Here is a 21,049-nt window from a genome sequence, read left to right as displayed (position 1 = left end):
CAACGACACGGGAAACGAATGATAGGGCACCCCATAAAATCCATGCGCAAGCGCCTCGCGGGCTATTCCTGGCTTTCGGATCTGCCGGCAATGCTGTGCTGGGCCGCCTTGACCGGGGTCCTGGGGGCTTTCGCGACGATCTTGTTTCACGAAGGCATGCGTCTTATACAAAACCTGGTCACCGGTCATAGCGGTTCCATCGTGGGCGTCACGCAGGGCTTGCCATGGTATGGCCGATTGCTGTTCCCTGCATTTGGCGGCTTGGTGGCGGGCAGCTTGTTGTGGCTGGCATCCAGGATGGGCAGCGGAGCGCATTCCGACTATATGGAAGCCGTGGCTCTTGGGGATGGCCGTCTGTCGATGCGGCAAGGCCTGCTGCGCTCGCTTTCATCGTTATTCACGGTGGCGTCTGGCGGCTCCATAGGACGGGAGGGCGCCATGGTGCATATGGCGGCGCTCAGCGCGTCGGCAATAGGCCGCTTCACCTCGTTTGGCACGTCCCGATTGCGCCTGCTGGTGGCCTGCGGGGCGGCAGCGGGCGTGGCGTCTGCCTACGGCGCCCCCATCGCCGGCGCATTGTTCGTGGCCGAGATCGTCCTGGGCACTATGACCATGCAAAGCTTCGGCCCCCTGCTGGTAGCGGCGGCCTCGGCAAATATCGTCATGCGCATGACCGGGCACTATGAGACCACCTACGCCATGGCCGATATCCCCGAGATACCGGGCATGGAAGTGCTCCCCTTCGTGCTGCTGGGAGGGCTGGCCGGTCTGGGCGCTCCCATGTTCCTGAAGTTCCTTGATATTTCACGCAGGTGGTTCAAAAGCACCGGCCTGCCTTTACCTATGCGCCTTGCCCTGGGCGGCACCCTGCTTGGCCTGCTGCTGATGGTGGTGCCTGAAGTCGCGGGCAACGGCTACAGTGTGGTGTCCTCGTTGCTGCACACCACCTGGACCTGGTACGCCGTCGTATTGATTCTTATCTGTAAAGTCGTCGCCACGGCGTTGACCGTGGGCTCGGGCGCGGTAGGGGGCGTGTTCACTCCTGCTCTTTTCGTGGGTGGCGCCATCGGGACATTGTTTGGCCAGCTCATGATGCTGGTCTGGCCCGGTATGACGACTGAAGTCTATGTGTATACATTGGTTGGCATGGGAAGTTTCCTGGGGGCGGCCACCAGTGCTCCGCTCATGGCGATACTGATGATATTCGAGATGACGCTGAGCTATCAATTGGTCCTGCCCCTGATGCTTGCGTGCGTGGTTGCCTTTTTCGTGGCTCGTGCAGTGGCAGAAGTCGCCATGTATGATGTCACGGTGGTGCGCGAACGCGACGTCCTGTTGCGCCAACAGTTGCGAAACACCATGCTGGATGAGTTATTGCGCCCGGCCACGACCGTTGTCGTGACGACTTCGCCGGTCAGCGCGGCGTTGCAAATGTTCCTGGACTATCCGGTCAGGTATCTTTACGTGGTCGACGAAGAAAATAGTTTCCAAGGTGTGGTCGCCCAGCAGGACTTGACCAGTTTGTTGCTGGAACGAAGCGACATAAACGCGAAGCTGGCCGGAGAAGTATTGCGTCGCGATTTCGTCAAGACTTTGCATCCCGGCATGACGCTGGACGAGGCGCAGGATATTTTCGTCCAGTTCCCCGGCGAACGGCTGCCGGTGGTCAGCCGCGGCGAAAAACCCACTCTGCTTGGTGTGGTCTACAAATCGTCGGTACTGGAAAAATACAGTGCCATCAAGCGATCTTTGGACGCGGGTGGCGAGGCCATGCTGGCCTTCGGACCGTTACGCCAACCACGAAAGTGAAAGTACGTTCCAACTTTGCCGATACAACGATTTGATTGGTGTTCATGACGTTTTTTTCAACCCTACTGCGATTAGCCTGCATAGCGGCGGCGTGCATGCTGTCAACGTCGGCCTGGCCTGATTCTGCCCGGGGGCGACCTGGTCCCGCATTGCGCGACCTGGCGCCCATACAGTTGTATGCTGTGCCCGAAGTGTCTGTGGATCCCCCACGGCCATTGGCGGATCCGGCCGATGCCGAGTCTATGTCCGACGCCGTCACGCCTGACGCAACCGGGCTGCCCGGTGCGCTTGCAATACCCGACATTCCTTACGACTATTTCTGGACGGAAACGGACTTCCAGAAATGGCATCGGACCAAAGTGTCCAGGACGTCGCCCGGCTTGCTGGGCTCGACGGGATGGCGCCGTACGCCGCGCATGCGGGCGAGATGGTTGTCGACTCCAGCCCGCGACTCATGGACCTTGGGCACCAGCAATTGGCGTTATACCGGGGAACACGGCCTGGGCGTGAGCCTGGGCAATAACGAGATCGAGGTACCGGCTTGGGGAAACACAGCGCGAATGGGTGGTATCAGTGTGTCGCAATCGTCCCAGGTGGGTTCGGACAGCCAGCGATGGCAGTACGCCATGTCCGTGGGGGCGCTGGATTACTCCAGCCAGCCTCAAGGCGACCTCGACTATGGTCCGACGGCAAGCAACACGGTCTTGCGTTATCAGATCAATCCCCAAATCACGCTCGAGTCTCAGCTCGAAGCGGCGCCGGATCTGATTGCGACTGGAGTAGGCGGGCGCTACGCCACTGATAACTGGGGCGCCTGGAGCGCCGGCGTTGCCAAAGCCAGCTACGGCATGCACGGAGGGTGGCGATACCAGACGGCCTACGAGGTGGATGTGCTCGACACCGTGCAATTGTCCTGGCTAAGAGAACGGCACACCATGGGCTTTGCCGACCTTAGCCGCTACGCGGATGGGGTGTCGGTTGGCGGCATCCGGCAACAAGTATCAGCCAGCGTGCCTATGGGACGCTGGGGAGATGTGGCGGGTACCTATGAAAGTGCCCGTTCCTCATTGGGCGACACGCAGCGCAGCTTCGGGCTTACGCAACAATTCTGGTACAGCCCAAACCTTCGTATCGGGCTGAAGGCCGAGCGTCAACTCGTCAGTGGCGATTATGATGTAGGCATTCGCTTTTCGGTTCCCATCAACTAGCACATGAACACTTCGTCCCTCGAAACGCTGCAGCAGGTCTTTGGTTACGACTCCTTCCGGGGCGACCAGCAAGCCATCATCGACCATGTCGTGCAGGGTGGCGACGCCCTGGTGCTCATGCCCACTGGCGGCGGGAAATCACTTTGCTATCAGATACCCGCATTGGTTCGTCCGGGTACCGGAGTCGTGATCTCTCCGCTGATTGCGCTCATGCAGGACCAGGTTGACGCACTGCTCGAACTGGGCGTGAGGGCTGCATTCCTGAATTCTTCGCAGGACTGGCGTACATCTCGCGATGTGGAGCAGGCTTTTCTGGCCGGCGAGCTGGATCTGTTATATGTGGCGCCGGAAAGATTACTGACCGATCGATGCCTGGATCTCCTGTCCAGTGGCCGGATATCGCTATTTGCGATTGACGAGGCCCATTGTGTTTCACAATGGGGACATGACTTCCGGCCTGAATACCTTGGCTTGTCGCTACTGCATGAACGATGGCCGGACGTGCCCCGCCTGGCATTGACGGCAACCGCGACCACGGTCACCCGGCGCGAAATTGCACAGCGCCTGGCCCTGGACGACGCACCGCATTTCGTTGCCAGTTTCGATCGACCGAATATCCGTTACCGCATCATCGAAAAAAATGAAGTCAGACGACAATTGCTGGCCTTTATCCAGGCGGAACACAAGGGCGACTGCGGAATCGTGTATTGCCTTTCCCGTGCGCGGGTCGAGGAAACTGCCGACTTCCTTTGCCAGAACGGAATCGAGGCCCTTCCTTATCATGCGGGATTGAATCCGGCCGTACGTGCTGCGAACCAGGCGCGATTCCTGCGCGAAGAAGGCATGGTCATGGTGGCCACCATTGCATTTGGCATGGGAGTGAACAAGCCGGACGTACGGTTTGTTGCGCATATCGATCTGCCCAAATCGGTGGAGGGCTATTATCAGGAAACTGGCCGCGCGGGGCGCGACGGCCAGCCGGCCAATGCATGGCTGGCCTATGGCCTGCAGGATGTGGTGCAGCAACGCCGCATGATCAATGAGTCGGCTGGCGATGACGCTTTCAGGCGCCGCTTGGGCGCGCAGCTTGATGCCATGTTGGGCCTGTGCGAAACCGTAACGTGTCGCCGCCAGCGCTTGTTGGCCTATTTTGAACAGACCATAGGACCTTGCGGCAATTGCGATACCTGCCTGGAGCCGCCACAGGCATGGGATGGTACGGTCGCCGCTCAGAAGATTCTTTCAGCTGTCTATCGTTTATGGCGCGAACGCGGCCAGCGATTTGGCGCAGGCCACCTCATCGATATTCTGCGCGGCAAACCTACAGACAGGATCCAGCAATATCAGCATGAAACCATGACTGTTTTCGGCATAGGCGCCGATCTGTCGGAGCAGGCCTGGCGAGGCGTATTGAGGCAGTTGCTCGCCCAGAGCCTTTTGGCTGTCGACCACGAGGGTTACGGCACCCTGGCGCTGACCGATGCAAGCCGTGCCGTGCTCAAGGGCGAGCGCACCTTGATGTTTCGTCGCGAGCCTGAGAAGAAAGTCCGGAGTCCACGCAGCACCGGCACGGCGAAAAGCAAGGATGCAATCGTTCTTCCGGGGGAAGCTCAGCAGCGCTTTGAGCATCTACGGACATGGCGCTCAGAGGTGGCACGCAGCCATGGCGTGCCCGCCTACGTCATTTTTCACGATGCCACCCTGCGCGAAATCGCGCTGACGTGTCCGCAAACACTGGACGATCTCGGCGGCATCAGTGGCGTGGGCGTACGCAAGCGCGACGCCTATGGGGAAGAGTTGTTGCGGTGTGTGCGCGGCTAGAGAGTTTTTAGTTCAAGTGTTTACGGCACTTTGCTTCAGTGAGGCTGTTCTGTTCTGATGAGTTGTCCGGTGTTAATGGCGTTGTCTGGCTCCGATGACGTTGTCTGGTGCTAATGACGTTGTCTGGCTCCGATGACGTTGCCCGCGGTGGATGGGGGGCAGTCCGGCACGGCGTGCTTGTTTCCGCGTCTGCCTCGTCCAGCCGGGCGTCGGCCGAACTCCCTGCGCTTCGCTCCGGTCAGACAGCGACCGACGACACCCCCCGGCTTCCCTTCGTCAGCCCGCGGCGCACGCCTACACGCCGGACTGCCCCCCATCCACCCCGTACAACTGCGCAATCGGAAACTTGCCGGCCTTACGCTGGCAAAGGCCAGCAAACCCGTCGTGAAAGATTTCTGGCCAAGATGGATGCAAATGGTTGCTTGGCCAGGCTCACCGCGTTGATCGAACCGGTCTTAGAAGTGGATTGCGTGGCTGGCTTGGCGTGCACGATGGTTAGCGCGCTCGTCCAAGCCTCGCTCATGCAAAAAGGCGGGTGTGTCGGGGGCTGTGCAGGCGCCTCGCGCACGCCGTTTCGGTCAGTCACATCGAGGATGCAAGACCGCGGCTGTCTGTAGCCCGACGGGTGTCGGGCCACTGGCCCGACCGGGCGAGTTCCGCGGTCGCCTCGATGGGGCTGGCCGAAACGGGCACCCCTGGCAACGCCACGGGCGTAGCGCGCGAAGCCGAAACAGGCCGCGACACACCCGCCTTTCTAAAGAACGAATAGCCGACCCAAAGAACGAATAGCCGACCCAAAGAACGAATAGCCGACCCAATGAACGAATAGCCGACCCAATGAACGAATAGCCGTCCCAATGAACGAAAAGCCCTCCCAACGAACGAATAGCCCCCCGACGCCTCCGCGCCGCAGCGAGCTCTGTAAACACTTCGACCAAAACTCCTCTGGTCGCCGGTGAATTCAAGTCAGGAAAACAAGTCGGATGTTCCGGCAGGCTTGGGCGGCGCAAGCCCGAGGTGCTTCCACGTGCTTTGGGTTGCCATGCGACCCCTGGGGGTGCGTTGCAGGTAGCCGTGCTGTATCAGGAAGGGCTCGATCACGTCTTCGATGGTGTCGCGTTCCTCTCCGATCGCGGCGGCCAGGCTGTCAACCCCCACCGGCCCGCCGTCGAATTTATGGATGATTGCCTCGAGCAGCTTGCGGTCCATGAGGTCCAGGCCTTGCGGATCTACTTCCAGCATGGCCAGCGCCGCGCCGGCAACGGCGACATCGATGCGGCCATCGGCCTTGACCTCGGCATAGTCGCGCACGCGGCGCAGGAGCCGGTTGGCTATGCGCGGTGTGCCGCGTGCCCGGCGCGCTATCTCGGCAGCGCCATCGGGTGTAGTGTGGGCATTCAAGAGCTGCGCACTCCGTTTGACGATATGGGTGAGATCTTCGGCGCTATAGAACTCCAGGCGCGACACAATGCCGAACCGGTCGCGCAGTGGATTGGTCAGCATGCCGGCCCGTGTCGTGGCCCCGACCAGGGTGAAGGGTTGCAGATCGATTTTTACGCTGCGCGCCGCAGGGCCTTCGCCGATAAGAATGTCGATCTGGAAATCTTCAAGCGCCGGATACAGGATTTCTTCCACGACAGGCGACAAGCGGTGGATTTCATCGATGAACAGCACATCATTTTTTTCCAGGTTGGTGAGCAGGGCGGCAAGGTCGCCGGGGCGTTCAAGCACCGGGCCTGATGTTTGTCGCAGGTGTACACCCATTTCGTGTGCCACGATATGGGCCAGCGTGGTCTTGCCCAGGCCGGGCGGCCCGAACAGCAACACGTGATCCAGCGCCTCGCCGCGATTCCTGGCAGCGGCAATGAAAATTTCCAGTTGTTCCCGCACCCGGTGCTGCCCGATGTACTCGCTGAGCGCACGCGGCCGCAAGGCGCGTTCGACCGAATCTTCGTTGGGAGAGGCGCTTTGTGGGGCGACAATGCGCTCGATTGCTGCAATGCTGGACAGTGAGTCGGAATGTATGGCCATGGGATCGCTGCTGATTATATTTACAGTGCTTATCGTACTCTACTCCGCATTAGTTGCGCAGACGTGCACCGTTTGCAGCATAATTCCGGCTGTTGCGTTTATCGTATTTCCTTGAGCCGAGCGTATTCCAATGAATTCCAGATTACCCACGTTTGATGATGTCGTCGCTGCCAGCCGGGTCCTCAGCCAGGTGGCGCACCGCAGCCCGGTGTTCACGTCCCAGACGCTGAACAAGCGCCTCGAGGCTGAGGTGTTCTTCAAGTGCGAGAACTTCCAGCGCATTGGTGCCTTCAAGTTCCGCGGCGGCTATAACGCCGTGGCCAATCTGTCGGCGGCACAACGCAGGGCGGGCGTCGTGGCATTCTCATCGGGCAATCATGCACAGGCGATAGCTCTGGCCTCGCAACTGCTGAATGTCGCTGCTACGATCGTTATGCCGCATGACGCACCGGCTGCAAAGAAAGCAGCCACCATCGGTTACGGCGCCCGAGTCGTTAGTTACAATCGCCACACAGAAGACCGCGAACAGGTGGCGCTTGCGCTGGTGAAAGAACAAGGCCTGACCCTGATCCCGCCCTATGATCACCCGGACGTCATCGCGGGCCAAGGCACGGCGGTCCAAGAGCTTCTTGAAGATGTCGGCGGTCTGGATTCGCTGTTCGTTCCTCTGGGCGGCGGTGGCTTGTTGTCGGGCTCCTTGCTGTCGGCGCATGCGCTCGCTCCCGAATGCGCCGTGTATGGGGTGGAGCCCCAGGCCGGCAACGATGGACAGCAATCCTTGCGCAGCGGTCAGATCGTCACCATTGCGCCACCCAATTCCATTGCGGACGGCGCCCTTACTTTGGGTCTGGGCAAACTCACTTTTCCCATCATCAAGGAATACGCACGCGACATCCTGACCGTCGACGACTCGCAACTGATAAAAGCCATGCAATTTTTTGCCGAGCGCATGAAGATGGTCGTGGAGCCTACCGGCTGCCTGGGCGCCGCAGCCGTGTTCAACGAAATAGCACCGGTCAGGGGCCAGCGCATAGGCGTGCTGCTCAGTGGCGGCAATGTCGATCTGTCGGCTTACGGCCGTTTTCTGCAAACGGCCTGACCGGCGGCCAAGCGTTATTCCTTTCCCGGGGTGGGTGGCCTGTCAGCCGCGGGCCAATGATTTAAGGGCGTGTCGTATGCCTTCGGCAACATCCAGGCCTTCCGGCAGGTTTTTCAGGGCCGTCTGCGATTCGCTGGTGGAATAACCCAGTGATAGCAAGGCATTGAGAATATCGTCCCGGCCGGCCGAGTACGAACCAGGCGTATGCCCCAGGTCGGCGCCCAACTTGCCCCGCAATTCGAGCAACAGGCGTTCGGCTGTCTTCTTGCCGATGCCGGGCACGCGCGTGAGTCGGCCACTTTCTTGCTGCGTGATTGCGCTGGCCAGCTCTTCCACCGTCATGCCGGACAGCACGGCCAGCGCGGTGCGCGCACCGATTCCACTTACCTTGATGAGCAGGCGAAATGCGGAGCGCTCGCCGGCAGTGGAGAAACCATACAGTGTATGGGCATCTTCACGTACCGCCAGATGCGTGTACAGGGTGACCTTGCCGCCGTTTTCGGGCAGGTTATAAAGCGTGCTCATGGGCACATCGATTTCATAGCCGACGCCGCCCACATCTATGCAAACGACAGGTGGTGTTTTTTCCAGCAGCGTGCCGGTAATTCTTCCGATCATGGGGCCATCCTTTTCACTGATACTACAGATTAGCCGACCAGCCGTCCACCGCGTACCCGGCTGCTGTGGCTGGACTTGAGCTGTCCGGTGTCCTTGAGGCGCTGGGTCAGCGGTATGAAATGGGCATGGCAGATAGCGCAAGCCAGGGCATCGGCCGAGTCGGCTGCGGGCAGGCCGCTCAAGGCCAGCAAATGCTGTACCATTTTCTGAACCTGCTCTTTCGCGGCGTGGCCATTGCCGACGACCGATTTCTTCACTTGCAGCGCGGTGTATTCGTACACGTCCAGATCACTGTCGGCCAGCGCGCACATGGCCGCACCCCGAGCCTGCCCGAGCAACAAGGTTGACGCTGGATTGGTGTTCACAAACACCTTTTCCAGTGCCGAGACCGTCGGTTCGGTGCTTTGTACCACTTCGCGGATGTTGTCCAATATGACCTTCAGGCGTTGGGCCAGAGGCTGGTCAGCCGGCACGATTATGGTGCCGCTGGTCACGTATTGCAGACGCGAACCCAGGACGTCGATGACGCCAAAGCCGGTGCGGCGCAATCCTGGGTCGATTCCGAGTATGCGCATCAGTGGCGGAAGTGCCGCGCGCCGGTCAGGACCATGGCAATACCGCGTTCGTTGGCTGCCGCAATCACTTCATCGTCGCGCATGCTGCCGCCGGGCTGGATGACGCACGTGGCGCCAGCATCGGCCACAACATCAAGGCCATCGCGAAACGGGAAGAATGCGTCCGACGCGACTACCGAGCCGGCCAGTACCAGACCCGCGTTCTCAGCCTTGATGGAAGCGATGCGGGCAGAATCGATCCGGCTCATTTGTCCTGCACCCACGCCCAGCGTCATGCCGTTGCCGACAAAAACGATGGCATTCGACTTCACGTATTTGGCCACTTTCCAGGCAAACATCAGATCCTGCATTTGTTGTTCATTAGGGGCCACTGTCGTGACGAGTTTGAATGCATCGCGCGGGACTTGATGGTTATCAGGGTTTTGCACCAGCCAGCCGCCGCCGACACGCTTGATGTCAAAGGCGTTTTGGGCTTCGCCCAGTGGCACTTGCAATACACGCACGTTTTTCTTGGCCGCGAAGATGGCCAACGCCCCACTGGAATATTCAGGGGCCAGCAGTACTTCCACGAACTGGGCGCTGATGGCTTGCGCAGTCGCTTCATCGACCGGACGATTGAAGGCGATGATTCCGCCGAACGCGGATGTCGGGTCAGTCTTGAAGGCTTGCTGATACGCGTGCAAGGGACTGTCGCCCAGGGCGACGCCGCAAGGATTGGCATGTTTGACGATTACGCAGGCGGTGGTTTCGAAGCTGCGCACGCATTCCCAGGCCGCATCCGCGTCGGCAATATTATTGTAGGAAAGCTCCTTGCCCTGCAACTGGTGATAGCTGCCGAGCAGCCCGGCGCCTATCGGTTGGTCCACGTAGAAAGCGGCTGCCTGGTGCGGATTCTCGCCATAGCGCAAGACTTGCTGCTGCTTGAGCTGTACCGTAAGGGTGCGCGGCCAGTCGCTGCGTTCGGGCGCCTTGTCTTGTGCCGGTTCCGCCACAGAAAGGCTGCTGAGGTAAGCTGCAATGGCGCCGTCGTAGGCCGCGGTGTGCGCATAAGTCTTGGTCGCCAGCTCCAGCCTCAGGCCATAGGAAGGGTGCCCATGAGGGCCGTCCATGTCGGCGAGAACGCGTTGGTAATCGGCCGGGTCGATCACGACCGTGACGCCGCCGGCGGGTGTGCCATGATTTTTTGCTGCGGCACGCAGCATGGCCGGCCCGCCGATATCAATGTTTTCCACGGCATCGGCGAAGGTGCAGTCCGGCTTGGCGATGGTTTCGCGAAACGGATACAAATTGACAACCAGCATATCAATGCGGTCGATCTGGTGCTCTTGCAATGTCTTCAAATGCTCGGCGCTGTCGCGACGCGCCAGCAACCCGCCATGTATTTTAGGATGCAGGGTCTTGACGCGCCCGTCCAGAATTTCTGGCGATCCGGTATGCGCGGCGACCTCTGTCACGGCCAGACCTGCCTGCGCCAGCAGCTTGGCCGTGCCCCCAGTAGACAACAGGCGCACACCGCGTTGAGTCAACGCCTGGGCAAATTCAACAATACCGGTCTTGTCGGAAACCGAGAGTAGGGCTGTCTGGATTTTCATGGTTAGGTTCTAGAATAAAAATTAAGGTTGCAGGTTATGGGCGAGCAGTTTCTTGCGCAGGGTACTGCGGGTAATGCCCAGCATCTCGGCGGCTTTGGACTGGTTCCCGCGGGACTTCTCGAGTGCAACCTGCAGCACTGGACGCTCGACGCAGTTGACGACCATGGCCAGCATGTCACGCGGCTCTGAGTCGCCCAAATCCGTGAAATAACGCTCAAGCTGGTCGCGCACGGATTGCTCTAGGGGGTTTGTGTTGCTCATGATCCTTGCTATTGATAGTGTGCGACGTGCTTCAGGCTTGCGCCCGGGCCGTCTGAGCCTTTATGGGCTCGTTGGGTGGATGGCGATCGAACCAGCGCTGGAGCGCCAGGGTTTGGTCGCGCGTGTTGCCAATTTCATTGATACAGGGCAGCCAATCGAGGGCGTCAGGCATCGTGGACAGGTACCAGCCGATATGCTTGCGCGCCGAACGCACGCCAGTATATTCTCCGTAAAACCGATAGTGCTCTTCTAAATGGTCCAGCAGGCAGTCCCGCAATTCGCCATAGGTGGGTGGCGGCAAATGCCCCCCGGTCAGCAGGTAATGGCTGATTTCCCGGAAGATCCAGGGCCTGCCTTGGGCCGCTCGCCCCACCATGATGGCATCGGCACCCGTATACTCTAGTACGTATTTTGCTTTCTCGGGACTATCGATATCCCCATTGGCAATAACGGGAATCGTGAGAGCCTGCTTTACGTCCCGTATCGTATCGTACTCGGCCTGCCCCAGATACAGGTCGCAACGGGTACGGCCATGTAGGGTCAGGGCGGCTATACCAATATCTTCTGCCATTCGCCCGACGCTGACCGCATTGCGTGACGCGCGGTCCCATCCCGTACGAGTTTTCAGGGTGACGGGTACGCCCATAGGCCGACAGGCCGATACGACGGCTTCCAGAATTCTTGCTATGCGATCTTCATCGCGCAACAACGCCGATCCTGACGCGACATTGCATACTTTCTTGACCGGGCAACCCATGTTGATATCGATGATGCAGGCGCCCTTTTCGATATTGAACACGGCGGCCTCGGCCATCATGTCGGGGTCCGATCCGGCGATTTGCACTGCAATGGGGTCGATTTCCCCCTCGTGATCCAGGCGTCGCGATGTTTTGACGCTGTCCCAGAGCCTTGGATTGCTGGCTGCCATTTCAGACACGGCATAGCCCGCCCCCAGCGTTTTGCAGAGCTTGCGATAAGGGCGATCGGTTACGCCGGCCATGGGGGCGACGAAAACCGGGTTGGGAAGAGACCACGGGCCAATGAACATCGGAGGATTTTAAACCCGAACGGGTTTCCTGGCTGAGGGCTCAGGTACGCAGCCCTTGCAATAGCTGACGCGCGAGGGAATTACGCAGTGGGGGGGCAAGGTCGAGCGTCAATAGGGCCAGGCCGCAGGCATGTTCAATCAATGGATTGCCGGTGGTGAAGACGCGCGGCAGGAAATCGGTGATTGCGGCCGTGAGCCAGCGGTCGGGGCGCCGGTTGCCAGCAAACTGGTCGAGGATGTGGGCGGGGTCGTCCTGTGGTTTCGCAAGCCACGGCGCCAGGACCTGGCCTAGCTGGGCAGCATCGCGCAACCCCAGGTTCAAACCCTGCCCGGCGACCGGGTGGAGTGTCTGGGCTGCGTTGCCCACAGCAATCGTGCGGACATTGAGCAGCGACGGACCGGCATGCAGCGACAAGGGAAACACATGACGCTCCCCGATGCATTGAAACTGCCCTAGCCGATCTCCGAATGTTTCGTGCAATAGGGCGCTGAAAGCCGTATCGGATTGCGCCAAGAGCATTTGAGCCAGACCGGGTGAACAGCACCATACGATGCCGTAGAGGTTGTTGTCGTGTGGCTGCGGCAAGGCGGCCAGTGGTCCTTGCGCGGTGAACCGTTCAAAGGCCCATCCCGGTCTGGGCCTTGCCGCGCGAACGGTGGCCAGGACCGCATGTTGATCGTAGTGGCGCTGGACTCCTCGCGGCCTGGTGCCGTCAGACTGAACCGCTAGGGCGCTGCTGATGTGGCTATCGCCAATGTCAAACCGGACATGGCTACCGGCCACGCGGCCAGGGGGCGACGCATTGATAAGCGTCACGCCGCTGGCGCGCAAGGCACCGTGCAGGCAGCCAAGCAATGTATCGTAGCCCACGACGCTGCCCAGGCGCGGGACATTGAGCTCGTGGTGGTCGATGAGGGTTCGTCCGAGCCGACCTTGTTGCGACACATGCACGACGCCGATGCTTGCGGACTGTCCCGGCCACGCACCCAGCTGCTCAAGTAAAACCCGGCTGCCGTGGTTGAGTGCGAGCGTCCGCGGGTCCGGCAGCGGCTTGGCTGCTGTGCCATCCGTGTCATCCGGGACAGTCATATTCCGCCCCAGGAGCGCAATGCGGGCGGGGTCGGGCGACTTATTGGCCAGGATAAGAGCGAGGGCGCTGCCTACCGGCCCTGCTCCGCTTATGACGATGTCGTATGTGGGGGAATCCATGCCTGTTCCGTGCTCTACTACAATGTGTACTGGGTTTTTATATTTCGGTGACTGGAGTCTTTACATGAAGCAATTTAACACTCCTGCCCGACATCGCAGCAAGGTGGTCGCTGCGTGGCTGGCGTGCCTGCTGGGCGTCGTCGGTGCACATTGGTGGTATATGGGACGGCGCGGCGCATGGATGCTGACCGCGTTTGCTTTTATCATGCTGGCGCTCATGCGGCTTTACCCGGTGTGGTGGGATAGCCCCCCATTTCTCGTGCTCATTGTCCCCATTACCGCCGGCTTTATCGAGGCGTTGGTTTTCGCGCTCATGGCGGACGACAAATTCGACACAAAATACAATCCGGGTTCCGGCCTACGCTCGCGTACGGGCTGGAATGCCGTCATTGCCGCCATTGTGACTACCTTCGTGGGTGGCAGCGTGCTGATGTTTGGCATCGCGCTGATCGTCATCCATGTATACACCGCAATAGGATGGCTCGATGGCCACGTTCTGTAGGCTCTCGTTATTCGTTGCCCTAATGTATTGAAATTTCAGGTGTTCGGGCTTGTCTGCATGCGGCTAAGAAGCTACAATGCTACGTGTTCAATTTATAGGAGCTGTGCGGTGAATTCCGACCCCGGCGATAGTAAAAGTCGATCTTGTATCGGCTATTTCATTACCAGGCGCGTCCAGGCAAAAGCAGCTTAGATTCAGCACAGCTTTAGCCACGCCCTGGTTTTCCATGGGCGTGGTGGTTTGAAGGTACTTCGCGTATTCAAACTCCCGTCAATTTAAAAAATACTTGTTGCGCTTGCCGCAGCAGGTTCGTGTGTTGTGTTGCAACACATCGATTGCGGAGGGTCTATGCGCCTTTTCAATTTGTTTCTACGTCGTGCAGGCGTTCAGGCCGCGCCAGTTCGCGTCCCCAGCTCAGTCTCGCGTCTTACTGTCGTGTGTCCTCGCCATATCCTTGCCGATGTCCGCAAGCGAATCTATCAAGATTTCGAAGCCGCGGGGCTCAGCGTAGCCAACTTGCTGGTCGACCATGCACCACAGAACGAAATGGCCACAGCATGCGTCACGGTAAATTGCCCGCCGGAGCTCCGTTCGGTACTCATGTCGCAGGCACGTCAGATCAGCGCCTACCCGGGCGTGCAGCGGGTCCAGTGGGGCGATCGCCGTCACATTGCATTAAACTAGCAGGGTCGCGCTTACCGGATCTCTACCCATGACTGTTATCGATTGGCTTACACCCTGGGAGCTCTCTCCAGCGTTGTTGCTGATGTTTTTCGTGGGAAGCTGGGCATTCGTGCGCGGGACGCGTGTCCACAAGGTTACGGCGACTCGCCAGGCCTTCTTCTGGATAGGCATGGTGCTGCTTTATCTGTCGATGCACACGCGCATCGATTACTATGCCGAGCGCATGTTTTTCATACATCGGTTGCAGCATCTGGTATTGCACCATCTCGGGCCACTCTTCATCATGGGCGCCTATCCGGGCCAGGTGATGCGCGCGGGCCTGCCCAAGTCGTGGCGGCTGCGCCTGCGTGACTTTCGCGTCAGCAGGCCGGGGCGCATAGTCATTGCCATTCTCACCAATAAAATCTTTGTGCCGGTGCTGTTTGTCGTCCTGGTGCTTGGCTTTCTTATACCTACGGTGCAGTTCTACTCCATGCTCGATTGGCGTCTGTACCGATTCATGAACTGGTCGGTCGTCATAAGCGGGTTCATGTACTGGAACCTCATTCTCGACCGGCGTCCAAGTCCGCCGGCCGTGCTCTCGCCGGGCGCGCGCATCATTTCCCCCGTACTGACCATGGTTCCACAAATGGTGGTGGGCGCGATCATCACGTTCACCGAATACGACCTTTACCCCATCTTCGATCTCTGCGGACGGGCCATACCGGGTATGACGGCCCTGACCGACCAGGCCATCGGCGGCCTCACCATGTGGGTGCTGGCAGGGTTTGTCGAAGTGTTCGGCCTGTTGTTCGCTCTCGCGACGCTGATGCGGCTTTCCGGCAAAAATCGCTTGCCCAACAAACAAGATGCCTTGCGGGCCCGGCAATCCGCGGTGTCTCCGGCATCCTGATCCACCATTTCTTTGCCATGACTGTTGCCCAAACTGCTTTGCGAACCACTTCCCGCAGCGCCTTGCTGTGTGCGAGCCTGTTTTCGCTTATGTGCTGGTCGGCACCCGCCCCTGCACAGCCTGTGGGATTGCCCAGCATGGGCTCGGCCTCATCCGCCGAATTGCCCCCATCGCTGGAGCGCACATTGGGCGACGCCATCATGGAGCAAGGGCGCCGCGATCCCGACTACATCGGCGACCCTGACATCAGCCAGTATCTGACCACCATGGGCCGAAACCTAGCCGCGCATGCCCCGGTCAGCCCGGATCAGCCTATTACCGTATTTGGTGTGCGTGATCCGCAAATCAATGCCTTCGCTTTGCCGGGTGGCTATATCGGAATCAACAGCGGACTGCTGGTGTCGGCGCAAACCGAATCCCAAGTCGCTTCCGTCATTGCCCACGAAATCGGGCACGTTGCACAGCGCCATATTGCGCGCGGCATGACGCAAAAGTCGCAAAGCAGTGGCGTCATGATGGCAGCAGTGGCGGCAGCGCTCCTGGCCGCGCTTTCAGGCAGCGGCGACCTCGCCATGGGCATTGCGGCGTTCGGACAGGCAGCGGCCGTCGACAGGCAACTCGGCTTTTCCCGACAGGCGGAACAGGAAGCCGATCGTGCGGGTTTCGAAATGATGCGCAAGGCGGGCTACGATCCGCGCGGCATGGTGAGCATGTTCAATCTGTTGTCGAATTCGGCGCGGCTCAACGAAGGCAAGGGCGGCGGCGATTACGCAAGCACTCATCCGCTGTCCATTCAACGCATGTCCGATATCGAAAATCGGGTCGGCGAGACACCGCCGGCCAATCCAGAGGGCAGCGACTCGTTCTGGTTCGTGCGCGCCAAATTGCGTATCGTGCAGGCTAGGAACAGCCAGGCGCAGCGCACGGCTGTGGAAAAACTGCAGCTTGATGCACAGCGAGCCACCGGCATTGAACAATCCGCCGCATGGTATGGCATCGCATTTGCCGCATTCCAGAAAAAAGACCTGGTTCGGGCGGAGCAAGCGCTGCGCAATGCCCGGAAAGACGGCGGTAACTCTCCCGAGGTAGCCGGCCTTGGCGTATCCCTTGCGTTGGCGCAGGGCGACACCGCCGGTGCGCTTGCCCTTGCCGAGAAAGCCTGGCAACGCTGGCCGGACAATCAGGGCATCGCCTTGATCCGCGTCGAGTCATTGCAGAAGACAGGTCGGGACGCGGATGCCGTACCCTTCCTTCAGCAACGAATCAAGCAATGGCCCGAGGTTCCCCGCCTGCACCAGTTGCTCGCGCAAAGCCACGAGCGTCTGGGACAGAAGGTCGCCGCCCGACGTACCATGGCTGCCTATTACGATCTTACTGGGGCGCTACCCACTGCCGTGGAGCAATTGCAGCAGGCGCGCAGCATGACCACAGACTTCTATGTGCAGTCGGAACTCGATGTGCAGATAAGAACGCTCAAGGAACGCTTGAAAGCCGATCGCGCCTTGCTCGAACGTTTCAAGTCATAGAAGCCACCTCCTGCAGTGGTTCTATGTGCCGCTCTCGAAGAATCGGGCCATGCGCCCGGGCAACCATCCCAGATGCCCCGGAAAAGGACCCGTTACGAATCCTACGTGTCCACCTTCGGCAGGTTGTTGCAGCACGACGCTTGCGGAGCAATCCTGTGTGCCGGGCAACGAGGGTTCGGGAATGAAGGGATCATTGCGCGCATTCACGATCAGCGTGGGTATGGCAATGGTTTTCAGGTGCGGTTTGCTGGACGCCCGGGTCCAGTAATCGAGCGCATTCTTGTAGCCATGCATCGGAGCGGTATATAGATCGTCGAATTCGCGCAGGGTTTTCACCTGGCTCAGGCGCAACGCGTCAATGTTACCTGGAAAGCGTTTGGCTTTTTCCATGATCTTGGTTCTCATGGTTCTCAGGAAATGCCGCGAGTACAGATGCTTGCCCAGTCGCGTCTCAGAAAGGCGGGTACCGCAGGCAACGAGGTCCAGCGGCACCGAGATCGCGATACTTGCGGCAAGCCACGACAAGGCTTCGCCCTGTTCGCCTATATGCTTGAGCATGGCATTGCCGCCCAGCGAGACTCCCGCCGCATGCCACCTGGCATTGGGAAGGCGCTGGCGCAGCGTGTCGAGTATGAATCGGATGTCTTCGGAATCGCCTGAAAAATAGGAACGTGCCATTCGGTTCGGAAAGCCCGAACAACCGCGAAAATGGGCAATTACCACGATCCATCCGCGCGCGCGAAAGTGTTGGGTAATGGCTTGGGCGTAATGGCTGTGGCTGCTTCCTTCCAGTCCGTGGAAGAGGACCAGGGCAGGCGTATCGACGCCGCCGGGAAGGCTGGCCCAGTCGTCGTCCTGCATCCAGCGCCTCGCTGCTGTCCTGCCCAGGCGGATGTCTGGCCGGGACACCGTGCCATTGGCCAGCTTGTCCGTGAACAGCCCTGGCCCCGTCCAGTCGAGATCCAGGAAGTCCCCGTCAGGCGTGGTGAGGCGTTCGCGAACAAACGAAATATGGTGGTAGCGAGCCACGAGGGCGCCATAAAGCGTCTGGAGATGGCCGCCAGGCAACCAACCGGGAGTGGGACAGGGAGAGGTGTCAATCTGTGCTGTCACGTACCGCCTTCAGTGCAAGGTGTCTGGATGGTCTTGCAGACGGAACATGTCGATATTCTGCGGGGCATGCGATGCGTGATGAAGCACCATTTTCCATCCGGTCCGGCCTTTGTGGAATATATTGGTCGTGTAGCAATTGGCTGTCTTGGCGCCTTCGGGGGTCTTGACCGATACCTGCTCCACCAAAACATGCACCGAGCTCATGACGGTCGTTAGAATCATGGGTCGCAAGGGATTAATGGTCATGGGGCCGTTGCCAAAAATTTGCTGCCAGGCGTTCTGAATGGCTTCCAGGCCAATGACCCGCGTGCCGCCCGGATGGACACAGACTATTTCCTCGTCGTCGGCCCAGACCCGCATCATCAAGGTCAGGTCGGCCTTCTGGAGTGCTTCGTAAAAGGCATGCTCGGCTTCTTGCGGTGTAGTAAACATAAAGTGCGAACCGTAAAGTGGTATGGCGGCCAGCGGTGACAAGCGCCTGGATAGTGCTTAGTGCCCGTGGGCCTTTTCGCCTTCTTTCAATTCGTATGCCGTACCGCAATAGGGGCAGATTGCCCTGCCTGTCTTGACGACTTCGATGAAGACCCGCGGATGCATGCTCCATAGGGGGGCGTCCGGGCGAGGGCAATAGACTGGCAGGTCTTTGGCTTCGACGAATACGGCATCGTTGTGCGGAATGACGTGAGAGGCGCTGCTCATGGTGTGTCCTAGAGTGATTGTGTCCGGTACAGCCAGACGGATAGTTATACCTTACTGAGCCAGTGGTGGTACTTGGCATTCTTCCCATTTACCAGATCGAAGAACGCATTCTGCAGTTTTTCGGTGACGGGACCCCGGACACCCCTACCGATCACGCGACGGTCAATGTCGCGTATGGGGGTTACTTCGGCTGCTGTCCCGGTGAAAAATGCTTCGTCGGCAATATACAGATCGTCGCGCGTAAGTCGTTTTGTTTGTATGGGAATATCAAGGTCCGAGGCCAGTGCATGGATGGTGGATCGAGTGATGCCGGTCAGCGCGGACGCGATTTCAGGTTCGCACAGTACACCGTCTTTTACAATGAAGATGTTTTCACCCGAGCCTTCGGCGACAAAACCATCGGTGTCAAGAAGTATGGCCTCGTCGTAGCCGTGGTCCAGCGCCTCCGCATTGGCGAGTATGGAGTTGGCATAGGTGCTGGCCACCTTGGCGCGAGGCATGGTGACATTGACGTGCTGTCGCGCAAACGACGAGATTTTGACCCGTATGCCGTGTTTGAGGGCTTCATCACCCAGATAGGCACCCCAGGGCCATGCCGCGATAGCAATATGGACTTTCGCGCCTTTTGGCGAGACGCCCATTTTTTCAGAGCCATAGAACACCAGCGGACGGATATAACAGGAGTCGAGTTTGTTGCTGCGAACCACTTCCAGCTGCGCTGCGTTAATGGTGTCCTGGTCGTAGGGCATTTCCATTTGATAGATATGGGCGGAATTGAACAGTCGACGCGTGTGATCCTGCAACCGGAAGATGGCCGTGCCGATCGCAGTGTTGTAGGCACGCACACCTTCGAAAACGGCCAGTCCGTAGTGCAATGAGTGTGTCAACACGTGGGTTGTGGCGTCGCGCCACGGTACCAGCTCGCCGTCATACCAGATGAAACCGTCGCGATCAGACATGGACATTAGGCTCTCCCAAAGATGAGGCTTGATTGTACCAAGGGCGGCAGCCTTACAATACCGACTTTCCGAAAATGTGTGTGGCGCTCTGTTCCGCGGTAGCGCAGTGGTTTCGGCATTGCTGAGTGGGGCATGCCATGTCGGCGTGCCCGGTTGCATAAGGTAGGCGTGGTGGCACAAATTCCAATTGCCCCGGGATGGCTGAATTCCCCCAAATGGCGTGATTTCAAGGCGGGCACACGTGACGCCGTTCCTGCCCTTATCGCCACCGGCACCTGGGGGTTCGTGACTGGCATCGCGCTGGTCAAATCGGGCCTTACGGAAAGTATGGCAACGCTCATGACCCTGGTCGTCTATGCGGGTTCGGCCCAGCTGACTTCGCTGCCGCTGATGGAATCAGCTGCGCCGCTGTGGCTGATTTTTGCCGCCGGACTGGTGGTCAACATTCGTTTTGTCATTTTCGGTGCGGCACTCCAACCTTTCTTCCGTCACATGCCCTGGCGCAAGCGCATGGGCCTCGGGTTTTTCTCCACCGATGTGTCGTTCGTGCTTTTCATGGGGCGCTACGGCGAAAGCAAGGAACGTGGCACGGCGGAACAATTATGGTATTTCCTCGGTCTCATCGTACCCGGCTGGTTCGCCTGGAATTGCTTTTCACTGCTCGGCATATACCTCGGTGCAATGGTGCCGGCGTCCTGGTCGCTGGAATTCGCAGCCGTGCTGGCCCTGATGGCAATCGTCGTGCCCTTGATCCAGACCCGCCCCATGATGATGTGTCTGGCGGTCGCCGGGCTGATCGCCTGGATAGGCCAGCCTTTGCCGCTACGCCTGGGTCTGGCTGCCGCAGTCATAGGCGGCGTGATAGCCGGCGTGGTCACCGAGCGCTTGATTGATAAAGTCAAAACATCATGACTGGTGCGCCGCATTTTGACTACTATGTACTGGGCGCAATTGGGCTGTTGGCTCTCTGCAGTTTCTTGACGCGAGCGGGATACTTCCTGTTCGGCGACTATTTCCCTCTCTCGGATGGCGTGCGCCGCGCCTTGCGTTATGCACCGACTGCAGCGCTGGTCGGTATCGTCGTGCCGGAGCTGCTTCCCTGGCACGCAAATACCGGATACGCTTTGGATATCAAGATGCTGGCGGCGGTGGCCGCCGTGGGGTTGTATTGGCGCACACGCAGCAGTCTGCTGGTAATTGTGGGGGGAATGTTCGCATACTGGATATTGCGCCTGCTTTCTGAACTTCGCTTTTAGATCGGTCGGTAACAAAGCGTATGCTTTTAACGACACAATCTTCTTTTTATGGCGTTGCATGGTTGCCGCCCCAAGCTAAACACTGATCCGCCGCGTCGCTGAGTTAAAATTACCGCGTTATAAATGCTTTACGTGGACTACTCCCG

General features: G+C 59.2%; 21 protein-coding genes. 10 read left to right on the top strand and 11 right to left on the bottom strand.

Annotation, left to right across the window (positions count from 1 at the left end; translation table 11 throughout):
- The first annotated feature begins 18 nt into the window (after positions 1-18).
- The 3 genes from CR155_RS14885 to recQ all read left to right on the top strand — a co-directional run bounded on the left by CR155_RS14885 (position 19) and on the right by recQ (position 4,838).
- Complete coding sequence (locus CR155_RS14885) at positions 19-1,809, top strand: ClcB-like voltage-gated chloride channel protein (protein ID WP_102070827.1); 1,791 nt, start codon at positions 19-21, stop codon at positions 1,807-1,809.
- A 95-nt stretch (positions 1,810-1,904) separates the two neighbouring features.
- On the top strand, positions 1,905-3,017 hold the full coding sequence (locus CR155_RS14880) for a fimbria/pilus outer membrane usher protein (protein WP_102070826.1): 1,113 nt from the start codon (positions 1,905-1,907) through the stop codon (positions 3,015-3,017).
- 3 nt (positions 3,018-3,020) lie between these two features.
- Positions 3,021-4,838, top strand: coding sequence for a DNA helicase RecQ (gene recQ, locus CR155_RS14875; protein WP_102070825.1), 1,818 nt, complete (start codon positions 3,021-3,023; stop codon positions 4,836-4,838).
- A gap of 966 nt (positions 4,839-5,804) precedes the next feature.
- Here recQ and ruvB read toward each other — a convergent pair.
- Positions 5,805-6,869, bottom strand: a complete 1,065-nt coding sequence (gene ruvB / locus CR155_RS14870) for a Holliday junction branch migration DNA helicase RuvB (RefSeq protein WP_102070824.1) — start codon at positions 6,867-6,869, stop codon at positions 5,805-5,807.
- 130 nt (positions 6,870-6,999) lie between these two features.
- On the opposite strand from ruvB, the gene CR155_RS14865 reads away from it, so the two are divergent.
- Complete coding sequence (locus tag CR155_RS14865; protein WP_102070823.1) at positions 7,000-7,968, top strand: threo-3-hydroxy-L-aspartate ammonia-lyase; 969 nt, start codon at positions 7,000-7,002, stop codon at positions 7,966-7,968.
- A gap of 42 nt (positions 7,969-8,010) precedes the next feature.
- Here CR155_RS14865 and ruvA read toward each other — a convergent pair whose 3' ends face one another.
- Genes ruvA through CR155_RS14835 form a run of 6 tightly spaced genes read right to left on the bottom strand, consistent with a single transcriptional unit; the run spans position 8,011 to position 13,272 of the window.
- Positions 8,011-8,586 (bottom strand): Holliday junction branch migration protein RuvA, encoded by a 576-nt coding sequence (gene ruvA / locus CR155_RS14860; protein ID WP_102070822.1) that lies wholly within the window; start codon positions 8,584-8,586, stop codon positions 8,011-8,013.
- A gap of 29 nt (positions 8,587-8,615) precedes the next feature.
- Complete coding sequence (ruvC, locus tag CR155_RS14855) at positions 8,616-9,161, bottom strand: crossover junction endodeoxyribonuclease RuvC (protein ID WP_102070821.1); 546 nt, start codon at positions 9,159-9,161, stop codon at positions 8,616-8,618.
- Entirely contained in the window at positions 9,161-10,753 is a 1,593-nt protein-coding gene (gene purH, locus CR155_RS14850; protein ID WP_102070820.1) for a bifunctional phosphoribosylaminoimidazolecarboxamide formyltransferase/IMP cyclohydrolase, read from the bottom strand. The genes ruvC and purH overlap by 1 nt, the downstream gene beginning before the upstream one ends.
- A gap of 21 nt (positions 10,754-10,774) precedes the next feature.
- Positions 10,775-11,014 carry a helix-turn-helix domain-containing protein gene (locus CR155_RS14845; RefSeq protein WP_102070819.1) on the bottom strand — a complete coding sequence of 80 codons (240 nt, stop codon included), beginning with the start codon at positions 11,012-11,014 and terminating at the stop codon, positions 10,775-10,777.
- A 31-nt stretch (positions 11,015-11,045) separates the two neighbouring features.
- Complete coding sequence (gene dusB, locus CR155_RS14840) at positions 11,046-12,062, bottom strand: tRNA dihydrouridine synthase DusB (protein WP_102070818.1); 1,017 nt, start codon at positions 12,060-12,062, stop codon at positions 11,046-11,048.
- 40 nt (positions 12,063-12,102) lie between these two features.
- Positions 12,103-13,272 carry an FAD-dependent monooxygenase gene (locus CR155_RS14835; RefSeq protein WP_102070817.1) on the bottom strand — a complete coding sequence of 390 codons (1,170 nt, stop codon included), beginning with the start codon at positions 13,270-13,272 and terminating at the stop codon, positions 12,103-12,105.
- Between the two features lie 64 nt (positions 13,273-13,336).
- Here CR155_RS14835 and CR155_RS14830 point away from each other — a divergent pair, with 64 nt between their 5' ends.
- From CR155_RS14830 to CR155_RS14815, 4 genes are all read left to right on the top strand, one after another.
- A complete protein-coding gene (locus tag CR155_RS14830) occupies positions 13,337-13,774 on the top strand; it encodes an NINE protein (protein ID WP_102070816.1) in 438 nt (145 codons plus the stop codon).
- Positions 13,775-14,122: 348 nt separating this feature from the next.
- Entirely contained in the window at positions 14,123-14,458 is a 336-nt protein-coding gene (locus CR155_RS14825) for a hypothetical protein (RefSeq protein ID WP_102070815.1), read from the top strand.
- Between the two features lie 28 nt (positions 14,459-14,486).
- Positions 14,487-15,350, top strand: coding sequence for a cytochrome c oxidase assembly protein (locus CR155_RS14820; protein ID WP_102070814.1), 864 nt, complete (start codon positions 14,487-14,489; stop codon positions 15,348-15,350).
- Positions 15,351-15,367: 17 nt separating this feature from the next.
- On the top strand, positions 15,368-16,876 hold the full coding sequence (locus tag CR155_RS14815) for a beta-barrel assembly-enhancing protease (RefSeq protein ID WP_233214313.1): 1,509 nt from the start codon (positions 15,368-15,370) through the stop codon (positions 16,874-16,876).
- Between the two features lie 21 nt (positions 16,877-16,897).
- Here CR155_RS14815 and CR155_RS14810 read toward each other — a convergent pair whose 3' ends face one another.
- The 4 genes from CR155_RS14810 to CR155_RS14795 are packed head-to-tail and all read right to left on the bottom strand — an operon-like array spanning position 16,898 to position 19,653.
- On the bottom strand, positions 16,898-17,989 hold the full coding sequence (locus tag CR155_RS14810; protein ID WP_102070813.1) for a YheT family hydrolase: 1,092 nt from the start codon (positions 17,987-17,989) through the stop codon (positions 16,898-16,900).
- 9 nt (positions 17,990-17,998) lie between these two features.
- Positions 17,999-18,421 (bottom strand): YybH family protein, encoded by a 423-nt coding sequence (locus CR155_RS14805; RefSeq protein ID WP_102070921.1) that lies wholly within the window; start codon positions 18,419-18,421, stop codon positions 17,999-18,001.
- 57 nt (positions 18,422-18,478) lie between these two features.
- Positions 18,479-18,688: a zinc-finger domain-containing protein gene (locus CR155_RS14800; protein ID WP_102070812.1), complete on the bottom strand. Its 210-nt coding sequence runs from the start codon at positions 18,686-18,688 to the stop codon at positions 18,479-18,481.
- 44 nt (positions 18,689-18,732) lie between these two features.
- Positions 18,733-19,653: a branched-chain amino acid transaminase gene (locus tag CR155_RS14795; protein WP_102070811.1), complete on the bottom strand. Its 921-nt coding sequence runs from the start codon at positions 19,651-19,653 to the stop codon at positions 18,733-18,735.
- Positions 19,654-19,827: 174 nt separating this feature from the next.
- On the opposite strand from CR155_RS14795, the gene CR155_RS14790 reads away from it, so the two are divergent.
- Positions 19,828-20,559 (top strand): AzlC family ABC transporter permease, encoded by a 732-nt coding sequence (locus CR155_RS14790; RefSeq protein ID WP_439650450.1) that lies wholly within the window; start codon positions 19,828-19,830, stop codon positions 20,557-20,559.
- Positions 20,556-20,903, top strand: a complete 348-nt coding sequence (locus CR155_RS14785) for an AzlD domain-containing protein (RefSeq protein WP_102070809.1) — start codon at positions 20,556-20,558, stop codon at positions 20,901-20,903. The genes CR155_RS14790 and CR155_RS14785 overlap by 4 nt, the downstream gene beginning before the upstream one ends.
- Positions 20,904-21,049: the final 146 nt, after the last annotated feature.

The sequence above is a fragment of the Pollutimonas nitritireducens genome (assembly GCF_002849615.1).
Taxonomy (GTDB): Bacteria; Pseudomonadota; Gammaproteobacteria; order Burkholderiales; family Burkholderiaceae_B; genus Pollutimonas; species Pollutimonas nitritireducens.
This window is presented reverse-complemented; position numbering and strand designations above follow the sequence as displayed.

Excerpts from the sequence above, each read along its gene's own strand:
- CR155_RS14885 (WP_102070827.1), top strand. The coding sequence starts at position 19 with ATGATAGGGCACCCCATAAAATCCATGCGCAAGCGCCTCGCGGGCTAT.
- CR155_RS14880 (WP_102070826.1), top strand. The coding sequence starts at position 1,905 with ATGCTGTCAACGTCGGCCTGGCCTGATTCTGCCCGGGGGCGACCTGGT.
- recQ (WP_102070825.1), top strand. The coding sequence starts at position 3,021 with ATGAACACTTCGTCCCTCGAAACGCTGCAGCAGGTCTTTGGTTACGAC.
- ruvB (WP_102070824.1), bottom strand. The coding sequence starts at position 6,869 with ATGGCCATACATTCCGACTCACTGTCCAGCATTGCAGCAATCGAGCGC.
- CR155_RS14865 (WP_102070823.1), top strand. The coding sequence starts at position 7,000 with ATGAATTCCAGATTACCCACGTTTGATGATGTCGTCGCTGCCAGCCGG.
- ruvA (WP_102070822.1), bottom strand. The coding sequence starts at position 8,586 with ATGATCGGAAGAATTACCGGCACGCTGCTGGAAAAAACACCACCTGTC.
- ruvC (WP_102070821.1), bottom strand. The coding sequence starts at position 9,161 with ATGCGCATACTCGGAATCGACCCAGGATTGCGCCGCACCGGCTTTGGC.
- purH (WP_102070820.1), bottom strand. The coding sequence starts at position 10,753 with ATGAAAATCCAGACAGCCCTACTCTCGGTTTCCGACAAGACCGGTATT.
- CR155_RS14845 (WP_102070819.1), bottom strand. The coding sequence starts at position 11,014 with ATGAGCAACACAAACCCCCTAGAGCAATCCGTGCGCGACCAGCTTGAG.
- dusB (WP_102070818.1), bottom strand. The coding sequence starts at position 12,062 with ATGTTCATTGGCCCGTGGTCTCTTCCCAACCCGGTTTTCGTCGCCCCC.
- CR155_RS14835 (WP_102070817.1), bottom strand. The coding sequence starts at position 13,272 with ATGGATTCCCCCACATACGACATCGTCATAAGCGGAGCAGGGCCGGTA.
- CR155_RS14830 (WP_102070816.1), top strand. The coding sequence starts at position 13,337 with ATGAAGCAATTTAACACTCCTGCCCGACATCGCAGCAAGGTGGTCGCT.
- CR155_RS14825 (WP_102070815.1), top strand. The coding sequence starts at position 14,123 with ATGCGCCTTTTCAATTTGTTTCTACGTCGTGCAGGCGTTCAGGCCGCG.
- CR155_RS14820 (WP_102070814.1), top strand. The coding sequence starts at position 14,487 with ATGACTGTTATCGATTGGCTTACACCCTGGGAGCTCTCTCCAGCGTTG.
- CR155_RS14815 (WP_233214313.1), top strand. The coding sequence starts at position 15,368 with ATGACTGTTGCCCAAACTGCTTTGCGAACCACTTCCCGCAGCGCCTTG.
- CR155_RS14805 (WP_102070921.1), bottom strand. The coding sequence starts at position 18,421 with ATGTTTACTACACCGCAAGAAGCCGAGCATGCCTTTTACGAAGCACTC.
- CR155_RS14800 (WP_102070812.1), bottom strand. The coding sequence starts at position 18,688 with ATGAGCAGCGCCTCTCACGTCATTCCGCACAACGATGCCGTATTCGTC.
- CR155_RS14795 (WP_102070811.1), bottom strand. The coding sequence starts at position 19,653 with ATGTCCATGTCTGATCGCGACGGTTTCATCTGGTATGACGGCGAGCTG.
- CR155_RS14785 (WP_102070809.1), top strand. The coding sequence starts at position 20,556 with ATGACTGGTGCGCCGCATTTTGACTACTATGTACTGGGCGCAATTGGG.